The organism is Pseudomonas sp. NY15354, assembly GCF_048068075.1.
GTDB lineage: Bacteria > Pseudomonadota > Gammaproteobacteria > Pseudomonadales > Pseudomonadaceae > Aquipseudomonas > Aquipseudomonas guariconensis_C.
Window position 1 is genome coordinate 63,752 of sequence record NZ_JBLUPV010000006.1, and the last position, 18,974, is coordinate 82,725.

Sequence of the window (18,974 nt, forward strand, 5' to 3'; positions counted from 1 at the left end):
CCTGGCCAGGCCAGGTGTTGAACCCCATGAAACAGGTGTCCTATGAACGAAATTTCAATCGGGTCGCGTGATGAAGTGACTGTCGTCCTGCTCGGGCAGGATCAGGCGGATCATCGTGCCCGCGCGCTGCATTACTACAGCCGGACCGCAGTGCCGTGTCTGGCCCTGCCGGTCTTTGAGCCTTCGGCCCTGGCCGAACTTCTGGCCCAGGTGACGACTCCTTTCGTGTGTCTGGCGCTGGACGCTGACTTCATCCTGGGAGCCGCGCTGGATAATGCAGCACGTTACCTGCAGGAGCATTCGCAGGTATCGGCGGCGCAAGGCTATCTGCTGGCCTATATGCCTGGAAACAGCCAACTGACCTACCACAAGGTGGGTTCGGCATTCACGGCACCAGTCGGAGAGGGCGCGCTCGAGCGGTTACAGCTGTATGCCGACGCCGGTCAGCAGGCCTGGCGTGCGGTGATGCGTGTGGACGTCTTGCGCTCAGCGCTGGCGCGGTTGCCGCAACAGATGGATTTCGCAGGGTGGCGGGTGGCGCTGTCCTGCGCAATCTTGTTGCAAGGGCCGGTCGCGCATCTTGACCAGACCGACGTGATCTGCGAAGCGCAGCCCGACACCCTGGCCCCAGCCGCGCGTGAGGAGCAGTTGGTCCAGGTCGTGCATGCGCTACGTCAGTGGGATGGCGGGCATCGGCACGCGCTGGCTGATGAGGGCTTCAACGTTCTCAATCGTTTCGTGCGCAGCACCTGGGGGCAGGGCGAGCTGCCGTTGCTCTTTACCTCTCGTTGGACCAGCGTGATCGATGATCCGGAGCGTTCGTTCGAGCCACGTCAGTATGTAGAGCTGCCATACTACAACGGCACGTTGTTTGGTCGCTTGAGCGAAGTGGAATTTCTCTGTCACGCTTGGCCTACTGGGGAGCGCCATCTTCATGCCCTCGAGGGGGCCTGGGTTCGTCAGCGAGACCTGCTGGTGGTGCACCCCACCGATAACCCGGAGAGCCTTCAGGAGCGCTACTGGCAGGCCCTGGGTCTCGGCCTGTTCAACCTCCAAGTCTGCCGTCGCCTGGAGCCGATGTTGAGCGGCGCTGCCAATGCCCACCATGCCCGTGAGATGAGCGACTGGATCGCTCGTTTGCAGGAGGTGCCAGAGAGTGTTACGCGTCGCTCCCTGGCCGACACGCCGTCGGGTGAGGTGCTGGCCGCCATCGATGCGGCAACCCCGGCCGAGGCGGCTCGCAAGCGAGTGCTGGCCTATCTGGCCGAACACCCAGCGCCCCAGATTGCCTTCGTCGTGCTCGATCTGAACAACGACGATCTGGCCCTGCAGGCGACTTTCGATAGCCTGCTGGCCAGCGGCTTGCGCAATTTCAAGCTGGTCGTGCTCAAGGCGGGAAAACCGCCCGCGATCACCACGCCACGCGATACCCTGCATTTCATCCAGGTCAGTGAAGGCAACTGGAGTTCGCACCTGAACCAGGTGGTGCGTCAGTTGCCCAGCGAGTGGTTACTCGTTCTCGAAGCGGGCGATGTATTGCTTGCCGGGGGGCTGTTGCGACTGGCTGTGGAGCTTGGTCACGCGCCGGAATGCCAGGCCATCGCAGCCGATGAGGTCCAGCGCGACAGTGATGGGCGCCTGGTTGCCGTGCGCCGGCCGGGCAGCGATCTCGATCTGCTGCGCAGCCAGCCGGGCTTGATGGCACGGCACTGGCTGGTGCGACGTCAGGCAGTGCTCGACGTGGAGGGTTACGACGGAGCCAGCCCGCAGACCGTGGAGTATGACTTGCTGCTGCGCCTGGTCGAGCACCATGGCGTCGGCAGCCTGGCGCACATGGACGACTACCTGGTCATTACTCAGCAATCGTCCACGGCGCTTGACGACGAGGCGCGCAAGATGCTCAATCGTCACCTCACCCAACTGGGCTACCGTGCCCAGATCCGCGATCAGGGGGCAGGAGGGCTGGCAATCGACTTCCGCCACTGCGCCACGCCGTTGGTAAGTATCCTGGCAGTTGGCGAATTCGATCTGGCATGGTTGAGCGCCATCTTCCAGCGCACTCGCTATCCACGCTATGAAGTCGTACTGGCGCTTCCCGAGCAGCCTGCCGCTGCCCTAGCCGAGGCGCTCCAGGTGTTCGGCGGCCGCCTGCGGGTAGTAGTCGGCGAGGCCGGCGCCACTCGGCAGCAATTGCTCGAACTGGCGGCCAGCAAGGCTCATGGCGATTACCTGGTATTGCTTTCGGCGCAATGTCAGGTCGTCACGCCAGCATGGATCGAATCGCTGCTGAACGAGGCACAAAGGCCAGAAGTCGGGGTTGTCGGAGCCGGTCTGTGGGCGGCTGACGGAACACTTACCCATGCAGGCTTCGAGCTGCTGGCTGGCCCCAAGATACATGCGCCTTGGCAGCGCCTGTCGCCCGAGGATGCTGCCCGGGCCCGCTGGCCACTATCGGTGCGCAGCTGTCGCGCTGTATCCGACGGCTGCCTGATGGTGAGCCGTGAAGCTTTCAGGCATGTGGGTGGCGTGCTGTTTGAAGGGGACATTGGCATCGGCTTGAGCCTGGCTGTCGCTCAGGCTGGCCTGATGGTGGTCTGGACACCCCGCGCCCAATTGCTCGTCACTGACCTGCCTGCCCTGGGGGGGGCAGCAGCCTCGCTGTTGGCTGCACAGTGGCCTGACGCTTTTGTGGGGGATCGGAGGCTGGATCGTCTGGACGCTGATGCAGGCTCGTCGCGCCCCATCGCCTGGGTCGAACAGCTGGGCTGACAATCAGCATCAACTGTAACGCCAAGAAAACCCGCAGATGAGTCTGCGGGTTTTCTTTTCAGATATTTGCTGGCGAACCGCTCGATCGTTGGCGCGCACTGCAACGCTGCACCAAATACCGATTACCGAGCTGGCGCGGGATTTGCAGCAGCAGGGTTACAAGCCCGGCTTTTTCTGGCCTAGTGGCGATTTCTTGACAGGCTGGAAGGCTGTGCTTGCGTTGTGCTTATGGGGCTCAGGATGCAAAAGAAAGTGGCGGTGGTGCAATCGAATTACATCCCCTGGAAGGGATACTTCGATCTGATTCGCAGTGTCGACGCATTTGTTTTTTATGATGATGTTCAGTACACCCGGCGTGACTGGCGTAATCGCAACAAGATCAAGACAGCCCAGGGTGAGCACTGGCTGAGCATACCGGTCAGGAACCGTGGGCGTTACGAGCAACTGATCAATCAAGTGGAGGTCAGCGAGCCGGACTGGGCTGCCAAGCATTGGAAGACAATCGAGATGAACTATCGGCGAGCGGCTTGTTTCGATCGGATGGAGGCACCGATTCGCACTCTCTACGAGGAAGCTTCCGAACTCCGCAAGCTGTCCAGTATCAATCGGCTTTTCATCTCCGGTCTGTGCAAGTTGCTTGAAATCCATACGCCGCTGTATCGCTCCGAAGAGCTGGGGCGCAGCAGCGAGGGCAAGAACGAACGGCTGATATACCTGTGCCAGGCCTTGGGGGCGACCGAGTACCTCTCGGGGCCCGCAGCCAGCGGCTATCTGGATCAAACGGCCTTCGCCGCTGGCGGTCTTGAGGTTTCGTACATGAGCTACGCGGGTTACCCCGAGTATCCGCAGTTGTTCGGAGCGTTCGAGCATGCGGTCAGCGTTATCGACCTGTTGTTCAATACAGGCAGCGAAGCGTCAACTTTTCTGGAGCGACACGCATGAGCACTGACATCCTGCGAGGTGTGGCGGACTACTACTCGTCGCGTATCCGCGTGCACGGCGCAACCCCCGAGGGCGTCGATTGGAATGGCAGCACCTCCCAGCAGCAACGCTTTGCCCAATTGCTCAAACTGATACCCGCCGAGGAGCAGCAGGAGGGGTTCAGCTTGATCGATGTCGGCTGTGGGTATGGTGCGCTGCTGACCTGGTTGCGCGAGCGCCACGTTCCGGTGGATTACCTCGGCTATGACGTTTCGGAGCACATGATCGTTGCAGCTAGGCAGCAGCATCCTGCCGACGACGCGGCGCGCTTCGAAGTGGCCGAAAGCGCTTCGAAGCAGGCGGATTATGCGGTGGCCAGCGGTATTTTCAACGTTTGCCAGGACACCGCCCGTGACGTCTGGGAAGCTTATATCGCTGACGTATTGCGCACCATGGATGCCTGCAGCCGCAAGGGCTTCGCCTTCAACTGCCTCACCTCGTATTCGGATCCGCCTTTCATGCGCGATTACCTGTATTACGGCGATCCCTGTTTCTACTTTGATCTGTGCAAAAGAACCTACTCCAGAGAGGTGGCACTCTTGCATGACTACGGTTTGTACGAGTTCACCTTGCTTGTGCGCAAAGCCTCTTGATGAATTTTCTTATCACTCTCTTGCCTGGAGAACGCCATGCTCAAAAGCGGTTCAACCTCCGTCACCCAGTCCAGCGATAGCCAACTCGAAGCTCGCGAGCAGCTCTGGCAGGCATTCGCCACTGCTCCTCTGGATGATGCCGAGAAAGAGCGCAATCTCGGTTTGTTCATTCGTTCTGCATCGTTGGCGCGAATGCTGGCGATTTCCGACGTGTACCGTGAGATCGTCCGGTTGCCAGGCTCGGTGCTCGACTTCGGTACCTGGCGTGGGCAGAACGCTGTGCTCTGCGAAAACCTGCGGGCGATCTTCGAACCGTTCAACAAGCAGCGGCGCATCGCGGCGTTCGATACGTTCGCAGGTTATCAATCCCATGCTGGCGATGGCCAGGTTGCCAATGTCCATTTCCAGGACGGTTGCTATGCCACGGGCAATGGCTACGCCGATTACCTGCGGCACCTGTTGAGCCTGCACGAAGGTATCAACGCGTTGCCGCAGGTGTCGGCCGGCCATCAGGTCGTGGAAGGCGATATCAAGGATACGCTGCCACGGTTCATCGAACAGCAGCGTAACTTGCTGGTGGCCCTGGCTTTTTTCGACATGAACCTTGAAGGGCCGACCCGCTTTGCCCTCGAGCAGATCTTGCCGCGCTGTCTGCCAGGCTCGCTGTTGGTGTTCTTCCAGTTGCAACGCGATTTCCTACCCGGTGAAGGCAACGCTTATGTCGCCGAGGTGCTGGGCAAGGTGCGACACGAGATCAAGCGCTCGGAAACCTACCCATCGCTGTGCATCGTCAAGCTGCTGTGAGGAGCGCGCCATGTTTCTGATCGTTGGTAATGGAATGGTCGCCCTGGCAATCGCCGCAGGCTTGTCTCGCAGTGTGCCTGGTGAACGCATACAAGTGGTCGGCCCGGCTGCGCGTCCGTACAGCGCGTCCATGGCCGCCGCGGCCATGCTGAACTCCTTCGCCGAGCTCGAACCGGGAGCCCTGGATCACCCTCGGGATCGTCTGAAGTTCGAGCTCAGCCAGGCTTCAGCCCGGCTTTGGGAAAACTTCGTCAAGGAGTTCGAGATCCCCGGTGAGCATTATCGTCTGGGCACCGTGCTGGTGAACAACAATGCCTCCAACCGTTTTGAGGATGCCGCGTTTGATGCTATTGCCGGCTATCTGGATGAATTCGATGAGCCCTATGAGCGCGTCGACCCGAGCTTGGAGCCCGCCTATGTACCCGACGCGAACTATCGCACGCGTCAGGCCCTGTTCCTGCCGCGCGAAGGAGTACTCAATCCGGATGGTGTAATTCGCGCGCTGCAGGATACGCTGGAAAGGCGCGGCGTGCGCTTTGTCGATGGTGTCGTGAAATCGTTGGACAAGGTCAATGACCGCACCCGTGGCGTGACTCTGGAAAATGGACAGGTGCTGGGTGCGGAGCGTGTCGTACTGGCCAATGGCAGCATGGCTACTCGGCTGTGGGGAGAGGAAAGCTGCATTCGGGTGATCAATGGTGTCGGTGCCACGGTGGTGCTAAAGAACCCCGGCATCAAAGGGCGCTATGTGCTCCGTACTCCCAATCGGGGTGGCGCCTGCGGTATCTATCATGCACCTTACCAGGATGATCAGTTCGTCGTCGGGGCCACCAACCTGGTGACTACTGCGGATGAGCGATTTCCGAGAGCGGAGTCGTTGGCAGCCCTGATCAATGGAGCGATCAACCAAGTCAACCATCTGCACCGTACCAGTGGCTTCATTCGCTACAACTTCGGCTACCGCCCTCTCAGTCTGGATGGCTACCCGGTCATCGGCCAGCTTAATGACAATACGTTCATCGCTTCCGGCACCCGGCGCGACGGTTACCATTTTGCTCCATGGCTGGCTGACAACCTGGCGGCGCTGCTGCTGGACAAGTCGGTTTCGGCGCAGGCCAAGGACTACTTCGACTTCACTCGCCCGCAGCGTAGCGCATGGGTCGATCAATCGGTGGAGGCATGCTGTCGCAAGTATGCGGCGGTGAAGTGCTCGGCGTTGTCGCAGCATGGCTTCGATGCCGGTCATACCGATGCCGATCAGGCGGTGGAGCAATACTACTACCAGCGTGCGCGCGACTTCTTCGACAAGCACGGGCTCAAGCAAACCGTCCAGGTGGATTTCTTGGATGCATTGATAGGTGGCTACCTCTCGTTGTCTGATTTTGCCTGAGGCGTGAAAACCGTGGACACCAACGTGAACGAACAGATCATTCCTTTCAACAAGCCTTTTGTCGTCGGCAAAGAGCTGTTCTACATCGCCCAGGCGGTTATGAATGGCGGTATAGCGGGCGACGGACAGTTTACCCACCTGTGCCAGGAGTGGCTGGAGGCCAACCTAGGATGTCCCAAGGCGTTATTGACCCATTCATGTACGGCAGCCCTCGAGATGGCGGCGATCCTGGCGGATATTGGGCCAGGTGATGAGGTCATCATGCCGTCGTTCACTTTCGTGTCCACGGCGAACGCCTTTGTCTTGCGTGGCGCCGTGCCGGTCTTCGTGGATGTGCACAAGGACACGCTGAATCTGGACGAGCGCTTGGTCGAGGCGGCAATCACCGAGAAGACTAAAGCCATCGTGGCTGTGCATTATGCGGGACAGCCTTGCGATATGGACGCCCTGCTGCGCCTGTGCGACAAGCACGGCCTGATCCTTATCGAAGACGCAGCCCAGGCGATCCTGGCCCGGGAGAAAACCCGTGCGCTTGGGACCATCGGCCACCTGGGGTGCCTGAGTTTTCACGAAACGAAGAACGTGATCAGTGGCGAAGGCGGGGCCTTGCTCATCAATGATCCTGCCATGATCGAGCGGGCGGAAATCATCTGGCAGAAAGGCACCAACCGCAAGGCCTTCTCCCGTGGTGAAGTCAGCAAGTACACGTGGGTGGACGTAGGCTCATCGTTCCTTCCCAGCGAGCTGACAGCTGCTTTCCTGTATGCCCAGCTGGAGCAGGGGGAAGACATCAACGCGCATCGCCGAGCCTTGTACGAATGCTACTACTATCAGCTGTTGCCTCTGCAGGCGGATGGCTATTTCACATTGCCCCGTGCCCAGGGCGGCAAGCCGGCCAATGCGCATATCTTCTATCTACTGATGCGCAGTAACGAAGAGCGCGGTGAGCTGATCGAATTTCTCCGCGAGCAGGGTATTTATGCCGTGTTCCACTATGTCCCCTTGCATGACTCGCCTGCCGGCTTGCGCTACGCGCGCAGTGCCGGTGACTTGCCAGTGACGCAGGAGGTTTCCGCGTGCCTGCTCCGTCTGCCGCTCTACTCCGACATGAGCGTCCCTCAGGTCGCGCGGGTGTGTGCGGCGATCTTCCAATTCTTCGCAGGTGTGAGGGAGGCGTGACTGCCTTGGCTCGGCGAATGTTCAGCTGATTTCTGGAGTTTTCACCCCATGTCGAATTCTGTACAGGCTGGCACGGGCCTGGAGCAGGCTATGAAGCGTCTGCGACTGATGTATGCCCGGCCAGAGCATCCGTACTACATCATGGCGCCGGATTATCGGGAGACCTCGTCGGGGATCGCCTCGCTCCATTACCTGTGTCATCTGCTCAACCTTAATGGTCGGGAGGCGTATATCGTCGGCGGCCGGGTAGTCAATCCGGAGCTGAAGACGCCGTTGCTCGACGACGAGGACAGTCGGCGTCACGGCCTTGCTGGCCGGGTGCCGATCGCGGTCTATCCGGAAGTCACCACGGGCAATCCATTCGGCTGTTCTGTCGTCGCCCGTTTCCTGTTGAACTTCGAAGGCTTCATCAATGGTCGGAGCATGGAGGCCGCTCCCAGCGATCTACTGTTCTACTCGGGAAAACTGATTGCCGAAGATCATGGTCATCCGAACGGTGACTTGTTGTGCCTGCCCACCATCGATGTCGATCTGTTCCGTGCCGGGCTGCCGCCCGCTCAACGCGAGGGGCGATACCTCTATCAGAATCGCTTCCCCTTGGAGGCTATCGACTACTCAGCACTGCCTGCGGATGTCCGTCTGCTGAGCATGGCCAATGCCTTGACGCTGCCGGAGCTGGCGCAGCTGCTCCAGCGGGCGGAGGTTATGTACACCCATGAATGGTCGATGACGTGCGTGATCGCTGTCCTTTGTGGATGCCCGGTCATCTTCATTCCCGGACACGGCATCGACCAGGCATTTCTCGAGGCCAGCTTCGTCGGCAGCACAGGCTTCGCCATGCTCGACCGTGAGGATGCGCTGGCCCATGCTCAGGCTGGTGTGGAAGGTGCGTTGCAGCGTTATGTCGAGCGAACGGCGCCTTTCTGGGGACAGTTGGAAGTATTCATCGAAAAAACCCAGGCAGCGGCACGTCGTGAGGCCATGGGCAACCGGATGGGTGTACGTGATTGGTTGCGCCAACGCTATCCGCGGCCGCAGCAGATGCCGTTGATCAAGGGGCGGCTGGCCGCAGCGACAGCGGCTGTGCGCCTTGTCGTGCTAGTAATCGACAACGGTGACTCGGTGGCGCTGGCTGCCACGCTGGACAGTTTGGAACGTGGGTTGTGCCCAGGTGTTCAGGTATGCGTTCTGGGGCAGGAGAAGCCCGGATTGAGCACCGTCAAATGGGTGCACTGCGATCCTGCCTGGCCAATTGCGGCAATCGATGCCTGTCTGTCCGTAGGCCTCAGCGACTGGTTCCTGTTGGTGGATGCTGGCAGCGAATTCACCGCCAGCGGCTTGATGCTAGCGATGTTGGAGCTGGGCCAGGCTCCTGCGCAGTGCCTGGCTGTCTATGCGGATGAAGCCTTGCAACAGGAACAGGACGTTGTCGATACCGCACTGCGCCCCGACCTTAACCTGGACATGTTGCTGGCCTTCCCAGGCCACCTTTCGCGGCATTGGTTCTACCAATGTGATGCCTGGCGCCAGCTGGGTGGTTTCAGATCGGCCAGTGGCCGGGCGTTCGAACTCGACTTCCAACTGCGCCTGCTCAGCGAGCGCGGGCTGGAGTGCGTTGGTCATGTCTGCGAACCATTGCTAATCGGTACTCCCTTGCGGCTGCAGGCATGCCCCGACGAATGCGCAGTCATCGAAGCGCATTTGCACGACCGTGGATATACCAGCGCCCGGGTGCTGCCGTTGACGGCGACACCAGGACGCTACCGTGTCGACTACGCCCACCCGCAGCTCGCGTCGATCAGCATCATCATCTTCCTGGAGGGGCAGCTGTTGCATTTCCAGCGCTGTCTCGAGAGTCTGCTGGCGCAAACGACCTATACCGACTACGAAGTAGTGCTGGTCGAGCCGGGCAGTAAAGATCCCCTGTTGCTGGATTGGCTGGCGATGGTTGGGCAGATGGGAGAGGGGCGCTTCAGGATCCTGCGTTTCGAACCTGGCCATGGACGCGCACAATTGTGCAACGCAGCAGTGGAGGAGGCCCGCGGCGACTATCTGCTATGGCTGGATGCCAATAGTGCCGTGCTCGATGGCGATTGGCTGCAGTTGTTGCTCAATCATGCGCAGCGCCCGGAGGTAGGAGCGGTTGGTTGCAAGCTGCTGACCAAGGACGGTGCTGTTCGCCAGGCTGCCCTGGTGCTGGGACTGGGAGGTACGGTTGGACGTGCTTTCGAGGGGCGGCCGGCGCAGGATTCCGGTTACATGGGGCGTCTTGGGTTGGATCAGGATTGCTCAGCGGTCGGCGGCGAATGCCTGATGGTTCGCCGATCGCTATTCATCGAGCTCGGTGGGTTCGAGACTGACCCTTTGTTTTCCCGTTGGGCGGCGCAGGACCTCTGTCTCAGGTTGGTTCAGGCCGGTTATCTCAACGTCTGGACACCACATGTCCGACTGCTGCTGGATGCTGTACAGGACGAACCGGCCACTGAAGAACAGGAGGATGCACTTTATGCGCGCTGGTTGCCTCGATTGGCCGCAGACCCAGCATACAACGTCAATTTCTCGCTGAGTGCTGGCGAGGAGTTTGCCGCCCAAGGTGTCGACATGAGCTGGCGACCTCTGAGGGGAGTGGTGCCTGCGGTACTTGCCTGCGTGCTCGATCAGGAAGGCGCTGTGCGTTCGCGCCTGCTTGACCCGATGGAGGCTTTGCGCGACGCGGGGCGTATCGATGGGGCAGTGATAGCCGGGACGTTGTCGCTGGCCGAGATTGAGCGTTTCAACCCATCGAGCATCGTGTTGCAGCGTCCGGTGGATGATGCTGGGCTGTTGATGTTACGTCGCTTGCGTGCGTTCTCCCAGGCATTCAAGGTCTACGATCTGGATCGTGGTCTGCAGGGGGGCGGGGGGGGGCAGTGGTCTGCCGAGAATTTGCAGCAGCGCTTGCGATTAGGTGTGCTGCAGGCTGACAGGGTTTTGGTCTCAACAGCTGCATTGGCCGAACTGCTGCATGGTCAGCATGACGATGTCCGGGTGCTCGAGAACGTGCTGCCTGCTTCGTGGGGGCGTCTGCAAGGCAAGCGTCAGATGGGGGAAAGGCCGCGTGTAGGCTGGCTGGGGTGTCAGGATATACACCTGCTGGCCGAGGTTGTGCCGATCCTGGCGAGTGAAGTCGACTGGGTGGTTCTGGGGGATTGCCCGGCTGACTTGCGTAGGTACCTGAAAGAGCATCACGCGCCTGTGGATCCTCAATGCCTTGGAGGCAGCCTGGCAGCCTTGAATCTGGACATTGCACTTGTGCCCATGGCTGAAACTCTGAGCAATGCGTGTTCCGGTGATTTGCGCGTGCTACAGCATGCAGCGTGCGGCCAGTCGGTCATCTGCAGCCGGGTTGCTGGTTTTGCCGGTGGGGATATCTTGCCGTTGTCGCGGGTGAGCAACCAGGTCACCGATTGGGTCCGGGCAATCCGTCTGCATCTGGAGGACCGTGATGCTTCAGCGGCCCTGGGTGATGCCCAGCAATCGATGGTGCGCAGCGACTGGTTGCTTGAAGGGCACCGATTGGAAGACTGGCGGCGCGCCTGGCTGGCGGATTGAAAAGCCGCGCGTTGGCGGCATTCGATAACAAAGGCGCTCTACAGAGCGCCTTTGTTCTGCGCGAGGGACGCTCAGGCGAAGCTGATATTGTGACGCTGGCTTCCGTAGACCACGCGCGCGGCGGTAATCAGTTGGTAGGGGATTTCGACGTATGGAACGTCCGAGTTGGCCAGGGCCATGTCCATCAGTTGGACAAGCATGGAATTCTTACGAACCAGGATGACGTCCGACCAGTCGGTATTGGTCATGGCGACCGGGATGAAATCCGAACGTTTGATGAAGCTGCCCAGGGCTTCGAGCACGCCGAGGTTCTGTTTGACGCCGTTCGGGCTGTGGCAACAGTCGTTGAGCATGATGAAGCCGTCTTGGGCCACCAAGTCCTGGTAGTACATCAGATCGCGCAGGATGTACTCGTACTGGTGGTTGGCATCGATGTACACCAGGTCGAATTTATCGATGTCAGTTTCTTGTCGGACCTTGTCGATGGCGCCGATGGTCTCGGAGCGGATAATTGTCACTTCGGGTAGGTGTTCGAAGCGCGCCCGGCACTCCTCGTACAGCTTGTCCCAGGTCTGCTGGTTGTGCAGGGAGCCGCCATAGTAGTAGTCATAGGTGTCGACAGGTACTACCCATGGCGGCAGTTGGTCGAAGGGGCTGTAGGCGTCGTTGGCGGCCTTGCTCCAGCTATCGATCAGGACCATTTTTTCCGGTGATAGGGCTGAATGGATCTTTAGCGCATTTTCACCGCGCAGTACCCCCAGTTCAGCGACGATCGGTCGCTTCTCCATGATTTGAAAGATCGCACCCAGCAGATGGTAGAGGTTTTCTCGAAACGCGTGGCAGACCTTCATTGAGGTGTCCTTTGTCGTGGAAGAGGGCCTGCCGAAAGGCAGGTCGCAGTGTCGTTGAGCAGGGAGTCTCCCTGATCGCTCTTGAAAAGCAAGATATGTGCCTGTTTTTGCGTTGCCTTAGTGGCATTCAGGGTGTCGGTACCACGTTGGGCGGGGGTGATTGTCGAGCCGGTGGTGTGCGGTGCATGATGGCGTGACTTGGCAGTCAAAACGCGCATCTCTAATCTATTGAGTCAGCGGGCAGCCACGTCGACGCGGCATGCAAGGCCCGTGAATTTTCGCCATTTCCATCGGGAAGCCATAATGATTGGCATCAAAAGTATCGCCAGTTACGTACCTGTAGAGGGTGTCGACAACTACGCCCAAGGTGCGAAGTTCGGTAAGGATCAGGATTTCATCTTCGGCAAGATCGGGTCGACCTTCCTGCCGCGCAAGGACGACGGTCAGGAAACCTCGGACCTGAGTGTCAAGGCCGCCCAGGCCTTGTTCGCCGCCAATCCGACGCTTGAGCCTGCAGCCATCGATGTGGTGATCGTTGTCACCCAGAATGGCGATGCCGAAGGCCTGCCCCACACTGCGGCGATCGTCCAGTACAAGCTGGGCCTGTCTACTACAGTGGCCGCTTTCGATATCTCGCTTGGCTGCTCCGGTTACGTTTATGGCCTTTACGCGATGAAGGGGTTCATGGAGGCTGCTGGGCTGAAGAATGGCCTGCTGATTACCGCTGACCCTTATTCGAAGATCGTCGATCCTGAGGATCGGAACACCACCATGCTGTTCGGTGATGCCGCCACCGCCACCTGGATGGGCGAGGGAGCTTCATGGCAGTTGGGTAAATCGCTGTTCGGTAGTGACGGCGCGGGTGCTGAGCACCTGCGCACCACCGAGGGCAAGTTCTTCATGAATGGTCGCCAAGTTTACAACTTTGCGCTCGTCAAGGTGCCGGCACATTTGCAGCAACTGCTCGAAGCCAGCCAGTTGAAGGCTGAAGAAGTCGACCTGTATTGTCTGCATCAGGGCAGCGCGGCTATCGTCGATGCTGTCTCGCAACGTTTCGATGAGGGGCGGCATCGTGAGAAGTTCGTCAAGGACATGATCGAGACCGGCAACACTGTGTCGTCGAGCATCCCGCTGCTGCTGGAAAAGCATGTCATCGGTTCGCAGCTCAAGCGCGTCGCCCTCAGTGGCTTCGGGGTCGGGTTGTCTTGGGGGTCTGCGATCATCGAGCGCAATGCTGATCGCTGCTGATGCTCAATCAGGCGCTGCCCGCAATCGGGCAGCGCTTTTTTGTTTTTGAATGGTGGGAGACTGGCGCCAAGCCCTTGAATTCATTGGGGTGGCAGGATGCCACCAAAAAAAAAAGAAAATCGCCCTAAAGCAAACAGCCCTGACGACGATAAATATGACGAAGGTTCTCTAGGCCACCAACCCGGCGAATTGCCAAGGCCGGAAGCCGTAGTACCCAATCCAACGAGGAATTCGTCATGGCTTTGACTGTAAACACCAACACCACCTCTCTGGGCGTTCAGAAGAACCTGAACCGTGCTTCCGACGCACTCAGCACTTCGATGACCCGACTGTCCTCCGGCCTGAAAATCAACAGCGCCAAAGACGACGCCGCCGGCCTGCAGATCGCTACCCGCATGACCTCGCAGATCCGTGGTCAGACCATGGCTATCAAGAACGCCAACGACGGTATCTCCATCGCCCAGACCGCTGAAGGCGCGATGCAAGAGCAGACCAACATCCTGCAGCGTATGCGTGAACTAGCCCTCCAGTCCCGAAACGACTCGAACAGCCAAACCGACCGTGACGCACTGGACAAAGAGTTCCAGTCGATGCTGAAGGAAATCGACCGTATCGCTGACAGCACCCAGCTGAACGGCAAGAACCTGCTGGACGGTACCGCTGGCTCGATGACCTTCCAGGTTGGTTCCAACACCGGCTCCAGCAACCAGATCACCATCAGCCTCAGCGCTGCAATGAAGACCACCGGTACTGGTGCAGCCCTGACTGCCCTGGCTGGCAAGAGCATCACTGGTGCCAATACCACCGCCGCCGAGCAGACGTTCACCGCTGCCATGAGCGCCATCGACGACGCGCTGAACGCGATCAACGCCAACCGTGCCGACCTGGGTGCCAGCCAGAACCGTCTGACCAGCACCATCAACAACCTGCAAAACATCAACGAGAACGCCGAAGCCGCTCGTGGCCGTGTGCAGGACACCGACTTCGCCGCTGAAACTGCCCAGCTGACCAAGCAGCAGACCCTGCAGCAAGCTTCGACTTCGGTTCTGGCGCAAGCCAACCAGCTGCCATCGGCAGTCCTGAAGCTGCTGGGCTAATTTGCCTAGTAGTTGATGGCGGGGGAGTGCTTTCCAGGCGCTCCTCCGCCTTTTCATTGTGAGGTGGTGGACATGGACATGAGCGTCAAGCTGAACCTGTCTTACCCGGCCGCACGTCCGGCCGAGCAGGTTGCCGAGAAACCGGTTGCTAGGGCGGCTGAAGTATCTGCTGATGGTGACAAGCCGCAAGGTCAGGTCAAGATGCAGGATGCCGACAAGGTCAAGCACGCTGTCTCGGAGATTGAAAAGTTTCTGAAGGAGAGCCAGCGCAATCTGGAGTTCTCCACCGACGAAGAATCCGGCAAGATTGTCGTCAAGGTCATCGCCAGTGAAACAGGTGAGCTGATTCGCCAGTTGCCCTCGGAAGAGGCTCTGCGGATCGCCCACAGTTTGAGCGATGTCAAAAGTGTTCTGTTCGACGCAAAGGTCTGACCGGCGGCGAACATCAATGGCGTGATCCAGTCAAACCTGCGAGAGCAGGTCTGGCGTGTTTTCGAGAGGGGTAACAGCATGGCAAGCCCACTAACTTCCGGTACCGGCCTGGGCTCGGGTCTCGACATCAGCAGTATCGTCAAGGTGCTGGTCAATGCCGATACAGCGGCCAAGTCGAACCAGATCGCTCGCCAGACCAGCAACAACTCGGCGATGATTTCCGGTATCGGCGCCCTGCGCAGCGCCCTGACGGCGTTCCAGGATGCCATGAAGAAGCTCAACGACAAGGATGCGCCATCCTTCAATGCGTTCGTTGGTAGTTCTGCCAACGAGGGCATCATCAAGATCAAATCGAGTAACACGGCTGTCGCCGGCAGCTACGACATCAAGGTCGAGCAGCTGGCCACTGCCTCCAAGGTTGCCAGCAAGCAGTTCGTTGGTGGTGCTACTTCGTCGATCTCCGCTGGTGAGATGACCATCAGCCAAGGCGGCAAGACCTACAAGATCAACGTCGCAGCCGGCGCTACGCTGCAGACGGTGCGGGATCAAATCAACAAAGAGATGAGTGCCAACGGCATCACCGCCAACATCGTCAACGAGGCGGGCGGTTCGCGTCTGGTGTTCGGCTCCACTACCACCGGTGCGGGGAGCGATATCTCTGTCAGTGGTATTCCTGAGTTGGCGATCGATGGCACTCGGCAGATGAGTGGTAGCGGTGCTGGTTATATCAGTGCCAAGGCCCAGGACGCGAAGTTCTCCATCGACGGCCTGTTGTTGACCAGTGCTTCCAATACCGTCGAAAACGCCATCAGTGGTTTGAGCCTGGAGCTGACCGGTATCTCGCCGAAAGACTCCGGGGGCAACATCACCTCAAGCACCAAGGTCACCGTTGCGGCTGACAACGACGGTCTGAAAAAGTCCGTGCAATCCTTTGTGGATGCCTACAACACGCTGCAAAAGGCGGTTACCTCGCTGACTGCTACTTCGCGTGATGAGAATGACAAGTTGAGTCTGGGTCCGTTGACTAACGATCCCACCACGCGCTCGCTGCTGGCTGATGTGCGCAAAGTGCTGTCGGAAACCGGTGCTGGCGACAAGCTCACCACGCTCAGTCAATTGGGTATTAACACCCAGAAGGACGGTACGTTGGAGTTCAATACCGTCAAGTTCAACGCGGCGATGAACGACAAGAAGCTCGGTCCTGAGATCCAGGAGCTGTTCACCGGGACCAACGGCATCTTCGAGCGCATGAACAAGGCCGTTGACCCGTACAACTCGGCCGGTGGTTCTCTGGATACACGCAAGAGCAACTTGGACAAGGTGGCCAAGGATCTGGCGAACCAGAAGGCCGCCCTTGAGCGTCGCACTGAGTCGCTGACCGAGTCGCTGACTAAGAAGTATGTGGCGCTCGATGCCGCCCTGGGCAAGATGAAAGCCCAGGCTGACCAGATCACTTCGATCTTCGAGGCACTTAACGCCCAGGCCAAGAAATCCTGACCCTCCTGATTCAGGCAAAAAAAGCCCGGCTGCGTCCCTTTCGACGCGCCGGGCTTTTTGCTTCCCTACTAAAGTTTTTTGACGTCGCGACGATACACAGGTATACGCAACCTTTTTCGCTGCAACGAGGTAGATCCATGAACCCGATGTTGGCCCTTCGGCAATACCAGAAAGTCAATGGTGTAGCGCAGACCTCCGAGGCCAGTCCGCACCGCCTGGTACAAATGCTCATGCAGGGCGGCCTTGATCGTCTCGCCCAGGCCAAGGGCGCCATGGCGCGCAACGACATCGCTCAGCGCGGCATCCTGATCGGCAAGGCCATCGATATCATCGGTGGCCTGCGCGAAGGTCTGGATCTGGAAAATCACGCCGACAGCCTCGCTGACCTGGACAACCTGTACAGCTACATGAGCCGCCGTCTGATCGAAGCCAACGTCAAGAACGATCCGGCGATCATCGATGAAGTGGCGCGTCTGCTCATCACTGTCAAGGAAGGCTGGGACGCAATCGGCGATCAGCAGCCGGCAGACTGATTTCGGGAGAGGTGCAATGAGCGAGGTAATCGAACGTATCGAGCAGACCCGTGAGGCGCTGCTGGCGGCGTTGGACAGTCGTGATTGGGATGCGATTGGCGAACTCGACCTGGAGTGCCGAATTTGCGTCGATGACGTGCTGGCGGAGGCCTCGCTCAACGAAGATGCGGTAAAGGGCAGCCTAGAGCAGTTGCTGGGCGTTTATCGGCAACTTATTGATATTGCAAGTGGCGAACGTCAATCGATAGTCGACGAGATGACGCAGATTCGTCAGGCGAAAAATGCCGCAAAGGTATACCATCTCTTCAGTTGACGCTGGAGGGGTGCAAAAAATCGCGCGCCATTAATTTGACTGTGTGCGTTTTTTTGACTTAACTAGTGACTGTTTTCGCAAAATCAGACGTCCGAGCACTGATCATTCAGTCGGAATGATGTCGAGCACGCCTGCGGGCGTCGAAATGACTAGGGAAGTTGCTAACGCATGTGGCGTGAAACCAAGATCCTCCTGATCGATGACGACAGCGAACGCCGCCGCGATCTGGCGGTGGTCCTGAATTTTCTAGGCGAAGAAAACCTCTCCTGCTCCAGCCATGATTGGCAGCAGGTGGTGGCTTCTTTGTCGTCGAGTCGCGATGTGCTGTGCGTACTGATCGGGACCGTGAATGCTCCGGCGGGTGTCCTTGGGCTGCTTAAGACAGTGGCTGCGTGGGATGAGTTCCTTCCGGTTCTGCTTTTAGGTGAAATTTCTTCCGCGGACTTCCCGGAAGACCTACGCCGCCGCGTTCTGTTCAACCTCGAGATGCCGCCGAGCTACAGCCAGTTGCTCGACTCGCTGCACCGTGCCCAGGTCTACCGCGAGATGTACGACCAGGCCCGCGAGCGCGGTCGCCAGCGCGAACCCAATCTGTTCCGCAGCCTGGTCGGCACCAGTCGGGCCATCCAGCATGTGCGACAGATGATGCAGCAGGTGGCCGATACCGACGCCAGCGTGCTGATCCTCGGTGAATCCGGCACCGGCAAGGAGGTGGTGGCGCGCAACCTGCACTACCACTCCAAGCGCCGCGAAGCGCCGTTCGTGCCGGTCAACTGCGGGGCGATTCCGGCAGAGTTGCTCGAGAGCGAGCTGTTCGGGCATGAGAAGGGCGCCTTCACTGGGGCCATCACCAGCCGTGCCGGGCGTTTCGAGCTGGCCAACGGCGGTACCTTGTTCCTCGATGAGATCGGCGACATGCCGCTGCCGATGCAGGTCAAGCTGCTACGCGTGCTCCAGGAGCGCACCTTCGAGCGTGTCGGCAGCAACAAGACGCAAAGCATCGACGTGCGCATCATTGCCGCGACCCACAAGAACCTCGAGACCATGATCGAGGAAGGGACCTTCCGCGAAGATCTGTACTACCGCCTGAATGTCTTCCCCATCGAGATGGCGCCGCTGCGTGAGCGGGTCGAGGATATTCCGCTGTTGATGAACGAGCTTATCTCGCGCATGGAGCACGAGAAGCGCGGCTCGATCCGCTTCAATTCGGCATCGATCATGTCCCTGTGCCGCCACGGCTGGCCGGGCAACGTGCGTGAACTGGCCAACCTGGTCGAGCGCATGGCGATCATGCATCCGTACGGGGTGATCGGGGTTTCCGAGCTGCCGAAGAAATTCCGTTACGTCGATGACGAAGACGAGCAGATGGTCGACAGCCTGCGCAGCGACCTGGAAGAGCGCGCGGCGATCAACGGCCATGCGCCAAGCTTCTCCAGCAGCGCCATGCTGCCACCCGAGGGGTTGGACCTGAAGGATTATTTGGGCAATCTCGAGCAAGGGTTGATCCAGCAAGCATTGGACGATGCCAACGGTATCGTCGCGCGAGCCGCCGAGCGCTTGCGTATCCGCCGCACCACGCTGGTGGAGAAAATGCGCAAGTACGGCATGAGCCGTCGAGAAGGTGACGACCAGGCAGAAGGTTGACGCCTTCTGTCCTCCGCAAGAAGGGCTGCTTTGCAGCCCATCGCGGAGCGAT

Annotated in this window: 15 protein-coding genes; 14 read left to right on the forward strand and 1 reads right to left on the reverse strand. The window is 59.3% G+C overall.

Annotated features, from left to right (window positions below; translation table 11 throughout):
- The first annotated feature begins 42 nt into the window (after positions 1–42).
- The 7 genes from ACNFCH_RS08400 (at position 43) to ACNFCH_RS08430 (ending at position 11,307) form a co-directional block, all read left to right on the forward strand.
- Positions 43–2,769: a glycosyltransferase family 2 protein gene (locus tag ACNFCH_RS08400; protein WP_416742618.1), complete on the forward strand. Its 2,727-nt coding sequence runs from the start codon at positions 43–45 to the stop codon at positions 2,767–2,769.
- A gap of 240 nt (positions 2,770–3,009) precedes the next feature.
- Entirely contained in the window at positions 3,010–3,711 is a 702-nt protein-coding gene (locus ACNFCH_RS08405; RefSeq protein WP_390481647.1) for a WbqC family protein, read from the forward strand.
- Positions 3,708–4,343 (forward strand): class I SAM-dependent methyltransferase, encoded by a 636-nt coding sequence (locus tag ACNFCH_RS08410; protein ID WP_390481645.1) that lies wholly within the window; start codon positions 3,708–3,710, stop codon positions 4,341–4,343. The genes ACNFCH_RS08405 and ACNFCH_RS08410 overlap by 4 nt, the downstream gene beginning before the upstream one ends.
- A 36-nt stretch (positions 4,344–4,379) precedes the next feature.
- Positions 4,380–5,147, forward strand: coding sequence for a hypothetical protein (locus tag ACNFCH_RS08415; RefSeq protein WP_416742619.1), 768 nt, complete (start codon positions 4,380–4,382; stop codon positions 5,145–5,147).
- 10 nt (positions 5,148–5,157) lie between these two features.
- The gene (locus ACNFCH_RS08420; RefSeq protein WP_390481640.1) at positions 5,158–6,537 is read left to right on the forward strand and encodes an NAD(P)/FAD-dependent oxidoreductase; all 1,380 of its coding nucleotides are present in this window, start codon (positions 5,158–5,160) and stop codon (positions 6,535–6,537) included.
- Between the two features lie 24 nt (positions 6,538–6,561).
- Positions 6,562–7,716, forward strand: coding sequence for a dTDP-4-amino-4,6-dideoxygalactose transaminase (rffA, locus tag ACNFCH_RS08425; RefSeq protein WP_390481638.1), 1,155 nt, complete (start codon positions 6,562–6,564; stop codon positions 7,714–7,716).
- A gap of 90 nt (positions 7,717–7,806) precedes the next feature.
- Positions 7,807–11,307, forward strand: coding sequence for a glycosyltransferase (locus ACNFCH_RS08430; RefSeq protein ID WP_416742620.1), 3,501 nt, complete (start codon positions 7,807–7,809; stop codon positions 11,305–11,307).
- Positions 11,308–11,378: 71 nt separating this feature from the next.
- Here the strand turns inward: ACNFCH_RS08430 and ACNFCH_RS08435 are convergent, their stop codons facing one another.
- Entirely contained in the window at positions 11,379–12,158 is a 780-nt protein-coding gene (locus ACNFCH_RS08435) for a class I SAM-dependent methyltransferase (protein WP_390481635.1), read from the reverse strand.
- Positions 12,159–12,461: 303 nt separating this feature from the next.
- Here ACNFCH_RS08435 and ACNFCH_RS08440 point away from each other — a divergent pair, with 303 nt between their 5' ends.
- The 7 genes from ACNFCH_RS08440 to fleQ all read left to right on the forward strand — a co-directional run bounded on the left by ACNFCH_RS08440 (position 12,462) and on the right by fleQ (position 18,922).
- Positions 12,462–13,406 carry a ketoacyl-ACP synthase III gene (locus ACNFCH_RS08440; RefSeq protein ID WP_416742660.1) on the forward strand — a complete coding sequence of 315 codons (945 nt, stop codon included), beginning with the start codon at positions 12,462–12,464 and terminating at the stop codon, positions 13,404–13,406.
- Positions 13,407–13,642: 236 nt separating this feature from the next.
- Positions 13,643–14,503 carry a flagellin domain-containing protein gene (locus tag ACNFCH_RS08445; RefSeq protein ID WP_390481630.1) on the forward strand — a complete coding sequence of 287 codons (861 nt, stop codon included), beginning with the start codon at positions 13,643–13,645 and terminating at the stop codon, positions 14,501–14,503.
- Between the two features lie 72 nt (positions 14,504–14,575).
- Entirely contained in the window at positions 14,576–14,935 is a 360-nt protein-coding gene (locus tag ACNFCH_RS08450) for a flagellar protein FlaG (protein ID WP_390481627.1), read from the forward strand.
- A 78-nt stretch (positions 14,936–15,013) separates the two neighbouring features.
- Positions 15,014–16,432: a flagellar filament capping protein FliD gene (gene fliD / locus ACNFCH_RS08455; protein ID WP_416742621.1), complete on the forward strand. Its 1,419-nt coding sequence runs from the start codon at positions 15,014–15,016 to the stop codon at positions 16,430–16,432.
- Between the two features lie 137 nt (positions 16,433–16,569).
- Entirely contained in the window at positions 16,570–16,965 is a 396-nt protein-coding gene (fliS, locus tag ACNFCH_RS08460) for a flagellar export chaperone FliS (protein WP_337157132.1), read from the forward strand.
- A 16-nt stretch (positions 16,966–16,981) separates the two neighbouring features.
- Positions 16,982–17,278 carry a flagellar protein FliT gene (locus tag ACNFCH_RS08465; RefSeq protein WP_043210877.1) on the forward strand — a complete coding sequence of 99 codons (297 nt, stop codon included), beginning with the start codon at positions 16,982–16,984 and terminating at the stop codon, positions 17,276–17,278.
- Positions 17,279–17,446: 168 nt separating this feature from the next.
- The gene (fleQ, locus tag ACNFCH_RS08470) at positions 17,447–18,922 is read left to right on the forward strand and encodes a transcriptional regulator FleQ (protein WP_196164926.1); all 1,476 of its coding nucleotides are present in this window, start codon (positions 17,447–17,449) and stop codon (positions 18,920–18,922) included.
- The last annotated feature ends 52 nt before the right edge of the window (positions 18,923–18,974 follow it).